This is a genomic window from Vibrio sp. 10N.222.54.E6 (assembly GCF_041473955.1).
Classification (GTDB): domain Bacteria; phylum Pseudomonadota; class Gammaproteobacteria; order Enterobacterales; family Vibrionaceae; genus Vibrio; species Vibrio tasmaniensis_A.
In genome coordinates this window covers 81,347-99,964 of record NZ_JBFRTD010000017.1, presented here as the reverse complement: position 1 = coordinate 99,964, position 18,618 = coordinate 81,347, and the positions used below count along the sequence as shown (strand labels likewise).

18 protein-coding genes and 1 riboswitch are annotated in these 18,618 nt (G+C 42.7%); of the genes, 10 read left to right on the top strand and 8 right to left on the bottom strand.

The window, feature by feature from the left end; genetic code table 11:
- Window positions 1–58: 58 nt before the first annotated feature.
- Window positions 59–844: a tRNA uridine 5-oxyacetic acid(34) methyltransferase CmoM gene (gene cmoM / locus AB4513_RS11015; RefSeq protein ID WP_102257365.1), complete on the bottom strand. Its 786-nt coding sequence runs from the start codon at window positions 842–844 to the stop codon at window positions 59–61.
- 115 nt (window positions 845–959) lie between these two features.
- Between cmoM and elyC the strand changes: the two genes are divergently transcribed.
- On the top strand, window positions 960–1,766 hold the full coding sequence (elyC, locus tag AB4513_RS11010; RefSeq protein ID WP_009846356.1) for an envelope biogenesis factor ElyC: 807 nt from the start codon (window positions 960–962) through the stop codon (window positions 1,764–1,766).
- A gap of 90 nt (window positions 1,767–1,856) precedes the next feature.
- Here the strand turns inward: elyC and torR are convergent, their stop codons facing one another.
- Complete coding sequence (gene torR, locus AB4513_RS11005) at window positions 1,857–2,570, bottom strand: two-component system response regulator TorR (protein WP_009846355.1); 714 nt, start codon at window positions 2,568–2,570, stop codon at window positions 1,857–1,859.
- 287 nt (window positions 2,571–2,857) lie between these two features.
- On the opposite strand from torR, the gene torD reads away from it, so the two are divergent.
- From torD to AB4513_RS10980, 5 genes are all read left to right on the top strand, one after another.
- Window positions 2,858–3,505 (top strand): molecular chaperone TorD, encoded by a 648-nt coding sequence (gene torD, locus AB4513_RS11000; RefSeq protein WP_009846354.1) that lies wholly within the window; start codon window positions 2,858–2,860, stop codon window positions 3,503–3,505.
- A 318-nt stretch (window positions 3,506–3,823) separates the two neighbouring features.
- Complete coding sequence (gene purR / locus AB4513_RS10995) at window positions 3,824–4,828, top strand: HTH-type transcriptional repressor PurR (RefSeq protein WP_009846353.1); 1,005 nt, start codon at window positions 3,824–3,826, stop codon at window positions 4,826–4,828.
- Window positions 4,829–4,998: 170 nt separating this feature from the next.
- Window positions 4,999–5,084: riboswitch (cyclic di-GMP riboswitch) on the top strand.
- A gap of 127 nt (window positions 5,085–5,211) precedes the next feature.
- Window positions 5,212–5,802 (top strand): TfoX/Sxy family DNA transformation protein, encoded by a 591-nt coding sequence (locus tag AB4513_RS10990; RefSeq protein ID WP_102257366.1) that lies wholly within the window; start codon window positions 5,212–5,214, stop codon window positions 5,800–5,802.
- 153 nt (window positions 5,803–5,955) lie between these two features.
- Window positions 5,956–6,636, top strand: coding sequence for a TVP38/TMEM64 family protein (locus tag AB4513_RS10985; protein WP_009846351.1), 681 nt, complete (start codon window positions 5,956–5,958; stop codon window positions 6,634–6,636).
- Window positions 6,637–6,734: 98 nt separating this feature from the next.
- On the top strand, window positions 6,735–7,052 hold the full coding sequence (locus AB4513_RS10980; RefSeq protein ID WP_009846350.1) for a DUF2007 domain-containing protein: 318 nt from the start codon (window positions 6,735–6,737) through the stop codon (window positions 7,050–7,052).
- 129 nt (window positions 7,053–7,181) lie between these two features.
- Here the strand turns inward: AB4513_RS10980 and AB4513_RS10975 are convergent, their stop codons facing one another.
- From AB4513_RS10975 to topA, 4 genes are all read right to left on the bottom strand, one after another.
- On the bottom strand, window positions 7,182–7,979 hold the full coding sequence (locus AB4513_RS10975; protein WP_009846349.1) for an alpha/beta fold hydrolase: 798 nt from the start codon (window positions 7,977–7,979) through the stop codon (window positions 7,182–7,184).
- Window positions 7,980–8,261: 282 nt separating this feature from the next.
- Entirely contained in the window at window positions 8,262–9,716 is a 1,455-nt protein-coding gene (glgA, locus tag AB4513_RS10970; RefSeq protein WP_009846348.1) for a glycogen synthase GlgA, read from the bottom strand.
- Complete coding sequence (glgC, locus tag AB4513_RS10965) at window positions 9,706–10,935, bottom strand: glucose-1-phosphate adenylyltransferase (RefSeq protein ID WP_080518005.1); 1,230 nt, start codon at window positions 10,933–10,935, stop codon at window positions 9,706–9,708. Before glgC ends, glgA begins: the two co-directional genes overlap by 11 nt.
- Window positions 10,936–11,489: 554 nt before the next feature.
- Window positions 11,490–14,120 carry a type I DNA topoisomerase gene (gene topA / locus AB4513_RS10960; protein ID WP_102257367.1) on the bottom strand — a complete coding sequence of 877 codons (2,631 nt, stop codon included), beginning with the start codon at window positions 14,118–14,120 and terminating at the stop codon, window positions 11,490–11,492.
- A 439-nt stretch (window positions 14,121–14,559) separates the two neighbouring features.
- Here topA and AB4513_RS10955 point away from each other — a divergent pair, with 439 nt between their 5' ends.
- The gene (locus tag AB4513_RS10955) at window positions 14,560–14,805 is read left to right on the top strand and encodes a YciN family protein (protein WP_009846345.1); all 246 of its coding nucleotides are present in this window, start codon (window positions 14,560–14,562) and stop codon (window positions 14,803–14,805) included.
- A gap of 78 nt (window positions 14,806–14,883) precedes the next feature.
- Here AB4513_RS10955 and aroA read toward each other — a convergent pair whose 3' ends face one another.
- Window positions 14,884–16,164, bottom strand: coding sequence for a 3-phosphoshikimate 1-carboxyvinyltransferase (gene aroA, locus AB4513_RS10950; RefSeq protein WP_009846344.1), 1,281 nt, complete (start codon window positions 16,162–16,164; stop codon window positions 14,884–14,886).
- A gap of 162 nt (window positions 16,165–16,326) precedes the next feature.
- Window positions 16,327–16,782, bottom strand: coding sequence for a glycine zipper 2TM domain-containing protein (locus AB4513_RS10945; RefSeq protein ID WP_009846343.1), 456 nt, complete (start codon window positions 16,780–16,782; stop codon window positions 16,327–16,329).
- A 53-nt stretch (window positions 16,783–16,835) separates the two neighbouring features.
- On the opposite strand from AB4513_RS10945, the gene aat reads away from it, so the two are divergent.
- The 3 genes from aat to infA all read left to right on the top strand — a co-directional run bounded on the left by aat (window position 16,836) and on the right by infA (window position 18,544).
- On the top strand, window positions 16,836–17,546 hold the full coding sequence (gene aat, locus AB4513_RS10940; RefSeq protein ID WP_009846342.1) for a leucyl/phenylalanyl-tRNA--protein transferase: 711 nt from the start codon (window positions 16,836–16,838) through the stop codon (window positions 17,544–17,546).
- Window positions 17,546–18,244 carry an arginyltransferase gene (locus AB4513_RS10935; RefSeq protein ID WP_029223914.1) on the top strand — a complete coding sequence of 233 codons (699 nt, stop codon included), beginning with the start codon at window positions 17,546–17,548 and terminating at the stop codon, window positions 18,242–18,244. The genes aat and AB4513_RS10935 overlap by 1 nt, the downstream gene beginning before the upstream one ends.
- Before the next feature lie 81 nt (window positions 18,245–18,325).
- The gene (gene infA / locus AB4513_RS10930; protein WP_001040192.1) at window positions 18,326–18,544 is read left to right on the top strand and encodes a translation initiation factor IF-1; all 219 of its coding nucleotides are present in this window, start codon (window positions 18,326–18,328) and stop codon (window positions 18,542–18,544) included.
- The last annotated feature ends 74 nt before the right edge of the window (window positions 18,545–18,618 follow it).

Genomic DNA, 18,618 nt, shown 5'->3' with positions numbered 1-18,618 from the left:
GCGGCTTCTTACGATGGCATAGCGCATGTTGTGGCTTCTTTTACCACATTCACCGCTGTTATTGCGCAGGTTTTTGAGCCCAAACGTGAATATAACGGCCTAGCGACAGATATGGCTCTTGGCGACATAGCTGTTTCTCTAGTTCCAACACATCTTCAAATTGGTAATCGCCCATGTACTCCATATTGCCTATGTAGTCACTGAAAGAGCGAATGCCTGATTTACCACAGATATCTAGACCAGCGTCTTCTATCCATTGATAAACCTCTTCAGGCTTCAAGCCTTTTTGTGGTTGCAGCTTAAACCTTTTTCGATGTAGCATCCCATTCAATACATGAGGAATGTTGCCACAAATCACATTTTTCAGGACTAAACCATGGTGGTTGTAAAACATTATCGAGGCAATACCACCGGGTTTTACTTGTTCCAACAATAAATCAAGTGCCTGTTTAGGGTCTGCTAACCATTCCATTACGGCATGAAACATCACAAAATCGACTTTCTCTTCGAGATGCTCTGCCACTTTTTGTACCGGAGAATGAATAAATCGATATTGCTCGAGCAAACCCGCTTCGCTGATACTTTCTTCTGCGAGCTTCAACATTTCAGAAGAAAGGTCGCACAGAGAAACGTTGTGGCCTAGTGTCGCAATTTTTTGTGACATCTGTGCAAGCCCACCACCGGCATCAAGCACATGCAGCGGCGAAGCGGATTGATCAAACTTGCTCAAAGCTTGTTCTAAATCTTCCCATACGATGCACTGACGGATCTCTCCTTTGTCAGAGCCGTAAATGTTTTTTGCAAATTTGTGGGCAATATCGTCGAAATTACGGTCTTCAGTCACGGCTACTTGAGTTATTATGTCCTATCGTGCCTGCTATTCTGTCACAGGAATTTCAGGAATAAAGAGGCGATGTCTCTTTTTACTACTAAGTGATGTTTTTTCGGACTATTCGGATATGTTTGAGCTGAAAAAAGTAGTGTCTTCGTTACTGATGCCACTGCCAGCAATGTTAATTCTCGCTTTTCTGGGTTTAGCCCTAGTGATGTTTACTGCAAAAAGGAAGACAGGTTGCCTAATTACCCTTTCAGCCCTCTGTGGTATTTTCCTAATCGCTTTCCAGCCTGTTTCTAGTCAACTTTTAATGCCAATGGAAAGGCAACACACCGCTTTTTTACCTATCGATGATACCGTCGATTACATTATGGTTCTTGGAAGTGGTCACGTTGTTGATGACCAAATCCCACCAACATCAGAACTTAGCCGCACCGGTCTGATGCGCTTAAGTGAAGGGATTCGTATCTTACGTCTTTACCCTGGAGCTAAACTCATTTTGTCTGGTTATGGCGCAGGCACTGAGGTGAGCAACGCAAAAATGATGGCTAAAGTAGCGCTAGCACTCGGCGTGGCAAAACCCGATATCATTCTGCTTGAAACTGCGAAAGATACGTGGGAAGAAGCTCGCCAAGCCGCTGCATTTGTTAAGAATAAGAAAATGGTGCTCGTGACATCAGCTAGCCATATGACTCGCGCACTTAATGAATTCAATGCCGCGGGCATGAAACCATTACCAGCTCCAACCAACTACCTTGCACAAGAAGGGATTGTTGAACCATGGAATAAGTATATGCCTAAGGCTATCTATCTCGAGCAGACTGAGCGCTATTGGCATGAGACGATGGGATTAGTTTGGCAAAGCTTGCGAGATTGGCTAGACACAAGTAATGACCCTGTCGAGAGCAGTACTCCGACGGTAAACAATTAAAAAGTTCAGTAAAAAAAAACCGAGGCATCATTGATGTCTCGGTTTTTTTACGTTCAAGTATCGTTACTGAAATCAGCTTTCCACAGGAAATTAGTCACCAGCAAACATGTAACCTTCACCGTGAACCGTCACAAAAATTTGTGGATTCTTAGGGTCAAACTCCATTTTTGCACGCATACGACGGATTAACACGTCGATAGTGCGGTCATTCGGCGCGTCTACTCGATGGCTGATCATATTCAAAATACGTTCACGGCTTAATACTTGGTTAGGGTAAGAAGAGAGTGCAACCAATAGTTCATATTCAGCTTTGGTCAATTTCACCGGCTCGCTGTTCTTGCTTAGCGCACGGCGAGGTATATCAAACGTCCATTCACCAAAACGAACCACAGATTCGTCTTCTGTTTGTTCTACCGCAACCGCTGCAGTTTTACGAGCAGCCGAAATACGCCACAAGAGGTTTTTAACTCGAACCAACAACTCGCGAAGTTCGAAGGGTTTAGTAACGTAATCGTCTGCACCCATTTCAAGGCCAACGATCTTGTCAATGCTATCCGTGCGTCCAGTAACTAAAATTATTCCAATGTCTGATTGACTGCGTAATTCGCGAGTTAGCATCAATCCATCTTCGCCTGGCAAGTTGATGTCTAACATAATGAGGTCAACGTTATTTTCTTCTAACATTTTTCTCATTTGAGCCCCGCTTTCAGCTTCGCTCACTGTGTAACCTTCATTCTGGAAATATCCAACCAGTTTACTTCGGGTTACCACATCATCTTCTACGACTAATACGTGATAGCTCATCTACACCACTTTTCTTATTTAATAGTTTCAGTGACCATTCTATTCATAACTCGTAACAATTCTAGTACTACAGAAGATAAAAGCCAGAAACATGATTTTTTTTTGATACAAGACAATCTTAAACCTTGCTATTTGTCGCCCATCGCAATTCAATATAGGCATTACTACTAACGAGTAACTTTGCGTTTCGCAAATAACCTTGTTATTCAGCCTTGGTGTGCCTATACATAAATCACTCGACGATGCTAGGTATACACACACCACAAGACTAAATCAGGATCTAAGAAATGAAAGATACGAAAGCATTCAACGAACAACGATCAGAAATATACTGGTGGCTATCAAGCTTGTTCGCTAAAGAGCTCACTCAAGAAGAACTCGATCACTACCACTCTGTTGAAATTCGTTCTTTCCTAACTGGTTTAGGTGAAAATGAAACACTAAAGCCGGCGATTGATAGCTTAGTGGATGCGCTCAACCGTCTACAAACACGTGAAGATGCTCAATTAGAATTGTCTGCTGACTTCTGTGACTTATTCTTAAAGACTGATAAACATGGCGCACTTCCTTACGCTTCTATGTATATCGGCCAGACTGGCCTATTGAACGACAAGCCAGCAAAAGATATGGAAGAGATCATGGCTAAACACAACTTAGTGGTTAACCAAGACCTAAAAGAGCCAGCTGACCACATTGCTATCGAACTCGATTTCCTAGGTAATCTAATCATTCGTTCGAACGAAACTGAACTTGAAGAAGAACTAGAGAAATCCTTCGCTGTTCAACAACAATTTATCGAACAGCAACTGCTTACTTGGGTACCAAAGTTCAACGCCAAATGTCATGACATTGACACATTCGGTTTCTACGCTTCAATCTCATCCCTGCTATTGGCATTCTGCAAATTGGACACTCAATACCTAGCTGGCGAATAAGCTTTTTTTGACGACTCGATAAATAAATTCAATAGAATTGTGACCATTCACCCGGATTTCTGGGTGAATTTTATTGCGAGTAATTTCTAGTCAGTCTAAAATTGTGACCGCAAACGATAAAATATGAAACATTCACGAAATGCTACACTTATTGAAGTTCAGAGCATTTCGGTGTTAAGACAAGCCGCTCAATAGCGGTTTTTTGTTTTTTAGCACTTTAGTACCCAAAGAGCCCTACAAATTTAAGCTCTTAGTTAGGTAGCTTAACGGCTACTTCATTCCGTACTTTGGGAAAGTAGCTTCTAATAGGATAAAAACATGGCCACTATAAAAGATGTCGCACGCTTAGCCGGCGTATCAACAACAACCGTTTCTCACGTAATCAACAAAACTCGCTTTGTTGCTGAAGCGACTCAAGAAAAAGTAAACAAAGCCGTAGACGAACTGAACTATGCGCCAAGTGCCGTTGCTCGTAGTTTGAAGTGCAATACAACACGCACCATCGGTATGCTAGTGACTCAATCAACTAACCTATTCTTCTCTGAAGTTATCGATGGTGTTGAGAGCTACTGCTACCGTCAAGGTTACACTTTGATCTTGTGCAATACGGGCGGTATCTACGAAAAGCAACGTGACTACATTCGAATGCTTGCAGAGAAACGTGTAGATGGCATCTTAGTTATGTGTTCTGACCTGACTGAAGAACTAAGAGAGATGTTAGACCGTCACGCAGACATCCCTAAAGTTATCATGGACTGGGGCCCTGAAAGCTCTCAGGCTGATAAGATCATCGATAACTCTGAAGAAGGTGGCTACCTAGCAACCAAATACCTCATTGAGCGCGGTCACTCCAAGATTGCATGTTTAAGTGGCCACTTAGACAAAGCAGCGTGTGTTGAACGCATCTCAGGTTACAAGCGCGCACTCAATGAAGCGAAGATTACTGCCGATGAAAATATGATCATCGAAGGCAACTTTGAATGTGACACAGCTGTGATTGCTGCTGACCAAATCATTGAGATGGAAGATCGCCCTACCGCAGTATTCTGTTTTAACGACACCATGGCATTAGGACTGATGAGCCGATTACAAGAAAAAGGCATTCGTATTCCTGAAGATATCTCAGTGATCGGTTACGACAACATAGAATTGGCTGAATACTTCTCTCCACCGTTAACGACGGTTCACCAACCTAAGCGCCGTGTTGGTAAAAATGCATTCGAAATACTACTAGAGCGTATAAAAGACAAAGACCACGAAAAACGCGTCTTCGAAATGCACCCTGAAATTGTTGAGCGAAGTACAGTTAAAACGTTAAATTAATTGATGTAATGAGTTTAGTTTAATCAAGCGCACCTTTAGGTGCGTTTTTTTTCTCAACAAACAAAGTGCACTTGCATGCATATCTCAAAGATCATTAATTGAAGCAATATCACATTTTGAAATAAGAAGTGTGAGCCTAATTCAACAAAAACTTTATTCTAATAACCCAGTCACGCACAGGGCAAACCACTTGAAAAAGTGGGACGCAAAGCTTCCGGCCTAAACCACTCGTTGGTATGGTAGCGGGGTTACCGATGGCAAAATGCAGTAACTGCTAATACTTTAGTAATTTACAGCCTATTGACAATTTAATTGCAACATTTTGCTAATCTCTCGGACCTGCTTATTTGGTGGCGTAGTTCAAATACACCGAGATAAATAACATGGATAAACCGATACTAAAGGACTCAATGAAATTATTTGAGCCCCTAGGAAAAATTAAATCACGCTCAATGTTTGGTGGATTCGGGCTTTTTGCTGATGACACTATGTTTGCCCTGGTTGTGAATGACCAGTTGCATATACGAGCTGACAAATGCACAACACAACAATTCGAACAACAAGGATTTCAACCGTACGTCTACAAAAAACGTGGTTTTCCTGTCGTTACTAAATATTTCGCTTTACCTGAAGGCTTATGGCGAGACCAAGAGAAAATCTTGCAGCTTGCGACTACGTCTCTAGGTTTTGCTAAAGAAGAGAAAGCTGAACAATCTTCTGCTAAACCAACTAGACTCAAAGATCTGCCTAACCTTCGACTCGCTACAGAGCGGATGTTGAAAAAGGCAGGGATCGATTCTGTAGAACGTTTATATGAATCTGGCTCTGTAAACGCATTTAACGCCATCAAAGAATCGCATGCGTCTTCTGTCAGTATTGAACTGTTATGGGCGCTAGAAGGCGCGATCAATGGTACACATTGGTCTGTTATACCGCAGCAACGTCGTGAAGAGCTTATCAATCACGTCAATTAACATTGTCAGTGCAAACTATATAGATAACTAAGCCGCATTTTTGCGGCTTTTTTATATCTGGTGAAAGTTATTCTATGCTTTGCCTGTCTATCTATACTAGTGGTATACATTGAAAAACTAATGGTATGCATTGAAAATTTAGAGGAAGTATCAATGAGTAAAAAAATGATATTGGGTATTGTGTTGGTCATAACCATCGTCTTGTTAGGCGTCAATTTCGGCCAGTACTTAACGCTTGAAAATGCAAAAGCCCAGCAAGCTGTTTTGAATGACTACATCGAGAGCAATTTCATTGCCGCTGCCGCTATCTACTTTGTCGCGTATGTCATGATTACGGCTTTCTCAATTCCTGGCGCTGCCGTTGTTACGCTGTTAGGCGCTGCGCTGTTTGGGTTTTGGAACAGTTTACTGCTGGTGTCTTTCGCGAGCGCTATTGGCGCAACCCTCGCCTTCTTAAGTAGCCGTTACTTGTTGCGTGACTGGATCCAAACCAAGTTTGGCGACAAGTTAGCCACCATCAATAAGGGCGTTGAGAAAGACGGTGCATTTTACTTATTCTCGCTACGTCTAATTCCTGTTTTCCCATTTTTCCTTATCAATCTATTGATGGGTCTAACACCGATGTCGGTGAGTCGTTACTATATTACTAGCCAAATCGGTATGTTGCCGGGTACCGCCGTTTTCTTGAATGCCGGAACTCAACTCGCAGAAATTGATTCACTTTCGGGCATCGTGTCTCCCTCAGTACTGTTGTCATTTGCCTTACTGGGTGTGTTCCCAATTATTGCTAAATGGTTGATGAACAAATTTCGCTCAGCACCTGTCGCTGAGTAACGTATATAGCTAGCTAGATAGCTAAATAGCTAAGTAGCTAAGTAGCTAAGTAGCTAAGTAACTTAATAACGCATGCAGCCAAATAAGGTTCTATTTCAATGAAAATCTTCAGTGCATCGAATCCAACAGAAGCTCATATCATCTGTGGATTGTTAGAAAGTGAGAATATTGCGTGTGAAGTCCGTGGTGAGGGTTTGTTTGGTTTAAAAGGTGAAATCCCATTTACCGAAGATACAGACCCTTACGTATGGTTATATGAGCCAGAACTCGCTAGTAAAGCCCGCACGATCGTCAATGACTACCAAAAACAGCAAGATTCGATCATCTATGAAGAGTGGCGTTGTGGTGAGTGTCATGAAATCAATGAAGCACAATTCGGGTCTTGTTGGCAGTGCGGCGCTGCTTCGCCTGAATAGCAAAGTTTCAGTTATTACAGACACGATTCGGTCAAATACCTCCTCCAAATAAAAACGGGAAGCTAAATTAGCTTCCCGTTTTTATTTTAATTCTATTGGATCATCGAGCCTGATAACCAACCCAGAGAATCACTGAATTTGCTTTTGGATAAAAGCGATAGATTGTTGATTGAATTCTTCAGGATTTTCTACATTACATACATGCCCACAGTTGGCAATTTCTACCAACTCGCTCGACTCGTGCGCTTCGACCATTTCTTTAACGGGTTTGATGAACATGTAATCGCGCTCGCCCATCAAATACAAAGTCGGAATCGGCAACTCCCTGTCTTTAAAGTATTTCATCAATGGGTTCACATCAGCCGTGAGGATAAACCAGCGCTTGAACTCTTTTTGGCACAGCTTTTTCGCTTCGCGGATAAACAGGTGACGTGATTCTTTCTGACTTTTTTGCGGCATCACAACATAAGCAAAAAGGCTGTATAGCCACATATAAGGAATGATGTGCTTACTCAGGTTTCCTAATTTGATTAAGACTTGAGATCGAGTGTTGAGTTTAGTGACAGCACCACCAAGCACCATCGAACGTACTCTGCTTGCCGCCAGTTCGGCCACGTTACGAACGATAATTGTACCCAAAGACATACCCACAAAGTGTGCGGATCGGATTTTTAGATGATCTAACACTTTAAGAATATCGAGCGTTACTGATTTGAACGTATAACGGTTCGAAATCAGATCTTTAAGTATGTTGTCTGATTTACCGTGCCCTCTCAAGTCAATGAGAAGCAAGTTGAAATGCTGCTTATACGCTTTGATCTGCTTAAACCAAATGGAGGAACTGCCCCCTGCGCCATGCACAAACACAACCCACTCATCACTCGTAGGGTGAGTAAATGTTTTATGAAATAATAAACTCTCAGACATACCTATCGCTTAATTTATTTATGGAGCTAAGCCTCATCACAAGGCGATGACTAAGGATATCACGCAATTAAGAATTTTAAGTGATAATAGTGTCAAACCCAACACTAGTCATGTGAATACCTGACCACCTTTTCTACCTGACTAAAATGAGTTTGCAAGCTTTGTCTTTGGAAACGTGATGTGATCTGACCAGAAAAAAAAAGGCACTCTATCAGCAGAGCGCCTTCTTTTATTATGAACAGTTGTTATTCAACAACTGTATTTTAAAGCTAAGTCAACAAGTTAAAATGCAGAATGGTACATCGCAAGATATTCTTCTGCCGCATCTTCCCAACTAAAATCTTGTTGCATCGCGTAAAGTTGAACGCGCTTAATTTCAGATGGATTTTGAGCATAAAGTAGTAATGAGCGATGTAATACCGCTAGTAATGCTTGCGGTGTTGGTTCTTCAAAAGCAAAGCCTGTTGCTATCTCGGGATCCTGATCGTAATCATTCACACTGTCCTTTAAACCACCAACAGAGCGCACAATAGGCAAAGTGCCGTAAGCCATGCTGTAGATTTGGTTCAAGCCACAAGGCTCAAATTCAGAAGGCATCAAGAAAAAATCAGAGCCCGCTTCAACCAAATGCGCTAGTTCATTATTGTAGGCTTCTACGAATGAGAACTTGTCTGAATGAAGTGCTGATAACTCTTTCAATTGACTCGCCAAAACCGGGTCACCAGTACCGACAATCACGATCTGCAATTCGTTTTTCAAGAACTGCTCGATGATAGGCAGTAAGTAATGAACGCCTTTTTGGTTGGTCAGACGACAAACCATGCCATAAACCGCACAATCGGTAACGGGTAAACCAACATCTTGTTGCAGTTTTTGCTTACAAGCAGATTTTCCACGAGTCATGCTGTGTTTCGTTGCTTTGAATTTACGAGGAAGGAAAGCGTCTGTTTCCGGGTTCCAAGCTCCATAATCACAACCGTTGAGAATACCAAATAAGTCGGCCGAACGATGTTGGAACTCTGCTGCCATGCCATGGCTACCTAACTCCGTTTTCAGCTCTTCTGCATACGTTGGGCTTACTGCATTGACCTTATCGGCACACATCACCCCTGCTTTTAGCATGGTGACATGCGTGTCACTTACAGATGCTTCAGGCACATTGTAACTGTGCATCTCTGGCAGACATTGCAGTTCATCGTATGCGAACACCCCTTTGAAAACTGCATTGTGAATCGAGATAACACTGCGCGTATTTTCAAAGAATTCGTGTTGTTGATAACGTGATTTAAGCAAGAAAGGCACAAAGCCTGTGTGCCAGTCATTTGCATGAATGATATCAGGTTGGAACGCGAGCTTAGGAAGCATATCCAAACAAGCCGTACTGAAGAACGAAAAGCGCTCTCCGTTATCAGCATACGCTTGATTGTTCTCTGCGTACATTTCAGGACGGTCAAAATACTTGTCACATTCAATAGCGAAGATTTGAACACCTTCGACACTCAACTTTTTGACTTGATAAGCAGTATGAGGCCAATGATCGAGCTCGGTCGACAAAATCACTTCAGCTGAATCAATGTTTGGAATGTTTCTATAAGCAGGGATGGTCACTCGAACATCTTGTTCGAGTGTTTGTAACGCTTTTGGCAGTGCCTTGGCTACATCAGCCAAGCCACCACTTTTAATCAAGCCTTCAACTTCAGACGCTACAAAAAGTACCGAGAGAGTCTTAGTAACCAACTCGAGCTCCTTTGGAAATAACTACTACACCATCGTCAGAGACATGGTAATGCTTTTTATCTTCTTTCAGATTTACGCCAATCTGTGTTCCAGGTGCGATATCTGCATCTTTATCGACGATGACACGACGAAGTACGCAACCTTCACCCACTTTCACATCACCGAGTAAGATACTCTCACTAATATCACACGCTGATGCGATATTACTGCGGAAACCCAATACACACTTCTCAATGCGAGAGCCACGTACATAGCTGCCGTTACACACTAAGCTATCGATGATCTGAACACGGCCGTTTGCCGAATCAGTAAACGTAGCCGGCGGTAGTGGCGGATAGTATGTATGTAGTGGCCACTTGCGGTTGTATAGCGAGAATGGCGCATCTTTCTCAAGAAGATCCATATGAGCTTGCCAGTACGCGTCAATCGTACCTACATCGCGCCAATAAACTTCTTCTTTCTCACCAGTAATACGGTTAGTACTGAAGTCATAAACAAACACATCACCACGCGGAACCATGTTTGGAATGATGTCTTTTCCGAAATCATGTGTCGAGTCTTCTTTATCTGCATCTTCAACAAGTTCTGCGAACAACTCGTTAGCTTCAAATACGTAGTTACCCATAGACACAAGCGCAGACTCCGGGTCACCTGGAATTGGTTTCGGGTTAGCCGGTTTCTCTTCAAAACCAATCATACGTCCTTCAGCATCCACTTCGATAACGCCGAATTCAGATGCTTCAGCAAGCGGCATACGCAATGCAGAAACGGTTAAAGCCGCTTTCTTCTCTTTATGGAAATCAAGCATCTGCTTAATGTCCATTTTGTAAATATGATCTGATCCAAAAATACAAACTTGATCAGGTTCTTCCAACTGCATGAAGCGAAGGTTTTGATAAATAGCATCTGCAGTACCTTCATACCAACGCTTACCTGTACGCATTTGCGCAGGGATTGGGTCGATAAAACGGTCGGTTATACCACTGATATTCCAACCTTTTTTCATGTGATGGAACAGTGATTGTGACTTAAACTGTGTTAATACGTAGATCTTCATTAGATCAGCATTAACGAAGTTATTCAGAGCAAAATCAATTAAGCGGTAACTACCACCGAAAGGAACCGAGGGTTTGCTGCGAGATTCAGTTAAAGGTCTTAAGCGAGAGCCTTCACCACCAGCAAGAATCATTCCTAATACACCAGCCATTTTATTCTCCATATATTTATAGCTTGTCGATGTTAGTGCTCTAAGAGGTATCTTCCTCTGGGGGATGAGCACCAACACTTATTTCGGTACTTAACGAATATCCATCCACATGTAGTGAAAATATCCTAAGCCAAACGTTGTTAAGTGTGCACTATTGTTTGCACTTGGTTTTATATACGTTATCGACTTTCCGGTCGATTTCAATTTTTAATACGCCATTCTGTGTTATGTAAGCCGATTGCTTTCCTAAGACTTAAAGCAGCTCACATTACACTGTTTTTATGAAACATTAAGTTAACACTCGGAATACATCAGGTATACAACTAAAACCTGATCTGTGACTTACAATATTTTAATTAAGTTACAATCACGTTAAGGTTGCATAATTAAAGATTATTATCCATTTCATTTATTTCATGACCTGAATTTAACAAATAGACACAGGTAAGGCCGACGATCGAGAGACAGCATAATTAGTCATATTCAGATCAAAAAAAAAGCAGCCTAATGGCTGCTTTTTTCATCAATAAAATGTCAACCCATATCAGATCGGGTCACACATTCAGTTACTTCTCTTTAGGCTTTTTACGTTTATCCGTAACTTCCCACTTACCGTCGATGTACAAAGCGGTCCAACCTGAAGGTTTACCGTCCACTTCGGTACGAACGTAGTTTTCTTTTGTCTTACGACTAAAACGAACTACTGTCGGCTTGCCATCAGGATCAGCAACCGGTGCTGATGCCAGATACTGGAATTTAGGTGAGATACGGTCTTTAAAACGAACCAGCTCTTCCACTAATGGTGCACGTGTTTCACGTGATTTAGGGAAATTACTCGCGGCCATAAACAAACCAGAAGCCCCATCACGAAGTACGAAGTATGCATCTGAATTTTCACATGGGAGTTCAGGGAAATGCACTGGGTCTTCTTTAGGTGGCGCTACTTCGCCATTCTTCAGAATCTTACGAGTGTTCTTACAATCTTCACTCGTACAGTCCATGTATTTACCGAAACGACCATTCTTCAAAACCATGTCAGAACTACATTTGTCACACTCAACAAGCGGACCATCATAGCCTTTCACTTTGAATTCGCCGTGTTCAACCACATAACCTTCACAGTTAGGGTTGTTACCACACACATGCATCTTACGCTTATCATCGATCAGATAAGCATCCATTGCCGTTTCACAAATCGGACAACGCTTTTTTGCTCGAAGTGCTGCGGTTTCAACGTCTTCTTCAAGAACGTTGATAATACCGTCTTCATCACCAAGGTTAATGGTTGTCTTACAGCGCTCTTTTGGTGGAAGTGCATAACCAGAACAACCTAGGAATACGCCAGTCGAAGCTGTACGAATACCCATTTTACGGCTACAAGTTGGACACTCAATATCGGTTTCAACGATATGATTTGGCTTCATGCCACCAGCGTCTTCATCTAAATCGGCTTTTTCCAAATCGCCTGTAAAGTCTTCGAAGAAGTTATCTAGCACGCCTTTCCAGCTTGCTTCGCCTTCTGCAATTTGGTCTAACTTCTGCTCCATACGAGCCGTAAAGTCATAGTTCATTAGGTCATTGAAACTGCCATCTAGACGGTCAGTAACAATTTCACCCATCTTCTCAGCATAGAAACGACGCTGTTCAACTTTTACATAACCACGGTCTTGAATCGTAGAGATGATTGATGCGTACGTTGAAGGACGACCAATACCACGCTTCTCAAGCTCTTTAACTAGCGCCGCTTCAGTAAAACGGGCTGGCGGCTTAGTGAAATGCTGTTTAGGGTCTAATGCGATTAGGTCTAGCTTTTCACCAACCTGTACAGCAGGAAGAATCGTATCTTCATTTTTACCCATTGGACGTTGAACGCGAGTCCAACCATCAAACTTAAGAATACGGCCTTTCGCTTTTAACGTGTACTCATCAGCTTTAACGCTTACCGTCGTTGAATCGTATTGCGCAGGTGTCATTTGACATGCAACAAATTGATTCCAAATCAGCGAGTAAAGCTTGTGTGCGTCCGCGTCTACGCCGTTTAGGTCTTCAGACTTAACATCGACACTCGAAGGACGAATCGCTTCGTGAGCCTCTTGTGCGCCCTCTTTGCTGCCGTATACAAGCGCTTTCGGTGGAAGATATTGTGCACCAAACTCAGAACCAATGTATTCACGTGCGGCTTCTACAGCTTCTGAACTCAAGTTGGTCGAGTCAGTACGCATATAAGTGATGTAACCCGCTTCATACAAACGTTGAGCCAACATCATGGTTTTCTTTACGCCGTAACCAAGACGTGTGCTCGCCGCTTGTTGCAGAGTCGACGTGATGTAAGGTGCAGACGGCTTACTCTTAGTTGGGCGGTCTTCACGTTTACATACTTCGTATTGCGCTTTTTCTAAAACGCTTACTGCAGCTTGTGTTTGCGCTTCATTATCAGGTTTAAACGCAACACCGTCTTTTTGAGCGACTTGCAGTCTGAAATCTGTTTTCTCTGCCGTTTTGGTATCAGCATGCACATCCCAGAACTCTTCAGGGATAAAAGCGTTGATCTCGCGCTCACGTTCAACCAGTAGTTTTACAGCTACAGATTGAACACGGCCAGCGGATAGGCCTCGTGCTATTTTTTTCCAAAGCAGTGGTGACACCATAAAGCCAACAACACGGTCCATAAAACGTCGTGCTTGTTGTGCGTTTACGCCGTCGATATTTAGCTCGCCTGGAGTTTCGAAAGCTTGCTGAATAGCATTTTTAGTGATTTCGTTAAAAACCACTCGTTTGTATCGCGTTTCATCACCACCGATGATCTCACGAAGGTGCCATGCGATAGCTTCTCCTTCGCGGTCCAAATCGGTTGCGAGATAAACATGGTCTGCGTTCTCAGCCAGTTTTTGCAATTCAGCAACGACTTTTTCTTTGCCCGGTAAGATTTGGTAATTCGCTTCCCACTCTTGATAAGGGTTGATACCCATCTTTTTAATAAGCGCTTTGCGATCTTTTTCTTTCTTGATACGAGCTTTATCTTCTGGGCTCATACCCTTGGTTGAAACTGCAGCAGCCTTTTGACCTGTACTTTGACCCGCCGTTGGTAAATCACGAACGTGACCTACACTCGACTTAACGACAAAGTCTTTGCCAAGATATTTATTGATAGTTTTAGCCTTGGCTGGCGACTCCACTATAACGAGCGATTTACCCATATTGACTCTAACGTCCTTAATCACGATGCTTCAACACCAACAATTTTACTTGTGGGCTTTTACGCATGATATTCTAAATTCATTGCTTCTTTTTTTACTATTGTGCGAGATTACTAGAAGATCAACCGCTTTTTTCAAAATTGGATCTGATCGCTCGACAATTCGACGACTCATAGAGAAAAGAGTCACAATACAAAGAAGCTATAAAGTACTCACTAAGAATACTTGCAAGAGCCTATTCATCAGGCATTACGTCTAAACGCGCTCATACTAAGCTTGTCGGCGAATCTAACGCGAGCCCCATTCAATTATTTTTGTCATAAATCACAAAATAAATTGTGGATGTTTGAAAAGACTCTCTTAATCGGTTGTGAAATCATTGAATTTCTAGTTCGACACCATAAACTCAACGTTATATTCAGTTATCAGAGATAAACTCATGACAAAGAAAGTAATAGCAGAATTTGATTTACTGCTTATCGCAAACCAAATTATCCAATCACATGATGACTACATTGAAGGCATGCGCGCAAACAGCGTAGTAGAAAAAGACGATGTACTCATTTTCAAAGGTGAATACTTCTTAGACAACAACGGAATGCCGACAGAAAATACAACCGCGGTATTTAACATGTTTAAGTACTTGGCGCATCACCTTTCGAAAGAATTTACAATTCAGCAATAATTAAAAAGCTTGCCATCTAGGCAAGCTTTTTTGTTCCTGGACCTTTATATACTTATCATTTTTATAGACTTAGTATTTTTATAGACTCAGCATTTTCAGCTTATCGAAGTAGTCAGGGAATGTCTTGGATGTACAACCTGGATCATTGATCGTCACCGGGGTGTCACTCAAAGCAACCAATGAGAAACACATCGCCATGCGGTGATCATCGTAAGTATCAATCGCCGCGTGCGTCAGTTCAGCCACAGGGTTAACAATGATGTAGTCTTCACCCTCTTCCACCTCAGCGCCTACTTTACGTAGTTCTGTTGCCATTGCCGCTAAGCGATCCGTCTCTTTCACACGCCAGTTGTAAACATTGCGGATTGCGGTTGTTCCTTTAGCAAACAGAGCCGTTGTCGCAATTGTCATCGCCGCATCTGGAATATGGTTATAGTCCATATCAATGCCTTTTAGCTCACCACAACGAGAGATAACGTAGTCATCACCCCACTCGATTTCAGCACCCATTTTCTCAAGTGCATCAGCGAATTGGATATCACCTTGGATACTGTTTTTGCCAATACCTGTCACTTTAATCTCGCCACCTTTGATAGCAGCGGCTGCAAGGAAATATGACGCAGATGATGCATCACCTTCAACCAAGAAATCACCGGGTGCTATGTAAGATTGCCCAGTTGGAATCACAAATTCTTGGTAGTCACTGTTGATAACATCCACACCAAATTGCTTCATGATATGCAGCGTAATATCGATGTAAGGCTTAGAAACCAATTCACCTTCGATTTTGATGGTCACTTCGCCTTCAGCTAAAGGTGCAGCCATCAAAAATGCCGTCAAGAATTGACTAGAGATAGAACCATCGATAGAAACTGTACCACTCTTTAGCCCAGTACCCGTGATCTTCAGCGGTGGGTAATTTTCGTTCTCTAAGTATTCGACGTTGGCGCCGGCCTCTTGCAGAGCAGTCACTAAGTGACCAATTGGACGCTCTTTCATACGTGGCTCACCAGTAAGAACGTATTCACCGCGACCTAAACAAAGTGCAGCAGCCAATGGACGCATTGCTGTACCCGCGTTACCTAAGAAAAGCTCTAGGGCTTTGTCACTTGAGAATGCACCACCAACACCTGTCACTTCACAAACTGTTTTGTCTGCAGACAACTGATAATCAACACCTAACTGTGTTAATGCATTCAACATATGACGAATGTCATCACTGTCTAGTAAGTTTGTTAGGCGAGTTGTTCCCGTTGAAAGTGCAGCCAAAAGAAGCGCACGATTAGAAACACTTTTTGAGCCAGGTAGGTTAACTTCCCCGCTCACTTTCTGAATTGGTTGTAACGTAAGGCTTTCCATTAGTTCTTATAGTCCTTGTACCACCCGAAGTCACTGGCGCGTATTTATTTTCGGGTGATGAATAATTCTTCGTACTTGCAGACTAACGAACTTTTCCGACGAACTCCAGAGCTAATCCCCTCAATAAAGGCGATTAATTAGCCAACCAAACACATTTGTATACTAGTACACTAGATCAACTCGAACGCCATCTGAAAAATAGAGAATCCGCACATCATCACCTCTATTGAACAACATCGAATTGTCAACGTCTTGAATGATGTTAACCAGATTGTCATCCTTGGTTTTAACCAATAATTCAACGAGTTTATATTCCACCCGATATTGCGTATTGCCGCGATTACGAGCGATCCCCGCCCCCGCTACAGCACCAACCGCCGTTGCGACTTCTTTACCTGTGCCGCCACCAAACTGATTACCAACCAAACCACCAATTGCCGCACCCAACAAGGTTTCCCAACCATTCGCTTTCGACTCTACGATCTCCTGTTGGGTAATGTACCTGACCGTATCAACCTCACCGTAAACGACCTCATTCACTGGTCTGGCTTGGTTTCTGTTGTAAGCTGCATTTGCCAACATGGGCAAAACAAGTAAAATCCAAAGCAACTTCTTCATGGTAAAACTCCTAAAGACCTCTTGGTCAGTGATTAATCTGTAATGCGGTACTTATGACTATATACCTAACCGAACTTGATACTACTAGTATAGAGTTTCCTTCGCCCTTCGACGCGCTTGATGAACCCAACGGTCTACTCGCGTTCGGTGGTGATTTGTCACCCATACGAATTCTGAACGCTTATAGCCAAGGTATATTTCCATGGTATGGCCCAGGTGAGCCTATACTTTGGTGGAGCCCTGCACCGCGAGCGGTATTTAATCCTAAGACATTCGAACCGTCAAAAAGTCTTAAAAAGTTTCAAAGAAAGCACAATTACCGAGTCAGCATCAACCAAGCGACGGACAAAGTAATTGGTTATTGCTCTTCACTAAGGCCCAAAGAAGAAACCTGGCTAAACAGCGACATGCAGTCAGCCTACCGCAAACTCGCTTCATTAGGTTTCTGCCACTCGGTTGAGGTTTGGCAAGATGATGAACTGATCGGCGGACTTTACGGCTTACAAAGAGGCCAAGTCTTTTGCGGTGAATCGATGTTCAGCCTGAAGACTAATGCCTCTAAAATTGCGCTATGGTACTTTTGCGAGCACTTTACACAATTCGGCGGACAACTCATTGATTGCCAAGTCATGAACCCACACTTGGAATCCTTGGGCGCTATCGAGGTTGATAGGGATGAATTCCTGAGTTCTCTTCGATTACTCAAAGAAACGTCCGTTAACGATGCATGTTTTAAAAAACAATGGCTAAAGGAAATGCCTTAATGAATCCAGATTTACAACAAATCAGAATTGGATTAACAGACAATCACGCTTGCAGTTACTTACCCCACCTCGAAGAAAGAGTGGCAGTCACGCTTGATGAACACATGCACACCGCAGATAACTATGAAGTTCTGCTTGCGAATGGATTTCGCCGCAGTGGAACAACCATTTATAAACCACATTGCGATAATTGCTCATCGTGCCAAGCGATTCGACTGTCGATTCCCGAGGTCAAGTTTTCCAAGAGCCAACGACGAATACTCAACAAGGCCAAAGCGCTGCGTTGGGAGCTGAAAGATGAAATGGATGACAACTGGTTTGACTTGTATAGCCGCTATATAACCGCTCGCCACCGTTCGGGAACCATGTATCCACCGAAGAAAGAAGAGTTTCTGCATTTCTCTAAAAATGAATGGCTTGCTACAAAGTTCATGCACATCTATGATGAGGGGCAGTTAGTCGGCATTGCCGTTACAGACATCATGTCTCACTGTACGAGCGCGTTTTATACCTTCTTCGACCCTGATATCGACATTTCCATGGGAACTCTTGGCGTTCTATTCCAGATCCAACATGCCCAGAAAGAACAAAAACAATGGTTATATTTGGGTTATCAAATCGATGAATGCCCTGCGATGAACTATAAAGTACGATTTCAACGTCATCAAAGGCTAGTAAATCAGCGGTGGCGAGGGTAGAATACGCGACAACTTTACATATTTTGATTTTAACGGCACAATCAAGCCGTTGAAAACCGCCAAATTTCGAAAGAGGATTAGATGGCTAAAGAAGACGTAATCGAGATGCAAGGCACTGTCCTTGATACTCTACCAAACACAATGTTCCGTGTTGAGCTTGAAAACGGTCACGTAGTGACAGCACACATCTCTGGTAAAATGCGTAAGAACTACATCCGTATTCTTACTGGTGATAAAGTAACTGTTGAGATGACTCCATACGACCTTTCTAAAGGCCGCATCGTCTTCCGTGCTCGTTAATTTTTAATTACCGAATACGATAAGAAGCGGAGCCCTCAAGGCTCCGTTTTTTATCGCCTGAACTTTTTACCACT

Coding starts and splice junctions, on each gene's coding strand:
- elyC (WP_009846356.1), top strand. CDS start 960: ATGTTTGAGCTGAAAAAAGTAGTGTCTTCGTTACTGATGCCACTGCCA.
- torR (WP_009846355.1), bottom strand. CDS start 2,570: ATGAGCTATCACGTATTAGTCGTAGAAGATGATGTGGTAACCCGAAGT.
- torD (WP_009846354.1), top strand. CDS start 2,858: ATGAAAGATACGAAAGCATTCAACGAACAACGATCAGAAATATACTGG.
- purR (WP_009846353.1), top strand. CDS start 3,824: ATGGCCACTATAAAAGATGTCGCACGCTTAGCCGGCGTATCAACAACA.
- AB4513_RS10990 (WP_102257366.1), top strand. CDS start 5,212: ATGGATAAACCGATACTAAAGGACTCAATGAAATTATTTGAGCCCCTA.
- AB4513_RS10985 (WP_009846351.1), top strand. CDS start 5,956: ATGAGTAAAAAAATGATATTGGGTATTGTGTTGGTCATAACCATCGTC.
- AB4513_RS10980 (WP_009846350.1), top strand. CDS start 6,735: ATGAAAATCTTCAGTGCATCGAATCCAACAGAAGCTCATATCATCTGT.
- AB4513_RS10975 (WP_009846349.1), bottom strand. CDS start 7,979: ATGTCTGAGAGTTTATTATTTCATAAAACATTTACTCACCCTACGAGT.
- glgC (WP_080518005.1), bottom strand. CDS start 10,935: ATGGAGAATAAAATGGCTGGTGTATTAGGAATGATTCTTGCTGGTGGT.
- topA (WP_102257367.1), bottom strand. CDS start 14,120: ATGGGTAAATCGCTCGTTATAGTGGAGTCGCCAGCCAAGGCTAAAACT.
- AB4513_RS10955 (WP_009846345.1), top strand. CDS start 14,560: ATGACAAAGAAAGTAATAGCAGAATTTGATTTACTGCTTATCGCAAAC.
- aroA (WP_009846344.1), bottom strand. CDS start 16,164: ATGGAAAGCCTTACGTTACAACCAATTCAGAAAGTGAGCGGGGAAGTT.
- AB4513_RS10945 (WP_009846343.1), bottom strand. CDS start 16,782: ATGAAGAAGTTGCTTTGGATTTTACTTGTTTTGCCCATGTTGGCAAAT.
- aat (WP_009846342.1), top strand. CDS start 16,836: ATGACTATATACCTAACCGAACTTGATACTACTAGTATAGAGTTTCCT.
- AB4513_RS10935 (WP_029223914.1), top strand. CDS start 17,546: ATGAATCCAGATTTACAACAAATCAGAATTGGATTAACAGACAATCAC.
- infA (WP_001040192.1), top strand. CDS start 18,326: ATGGCTAAAGAAGACGTAATCGAGATGCAAGGCACTGTCCTTGATACT.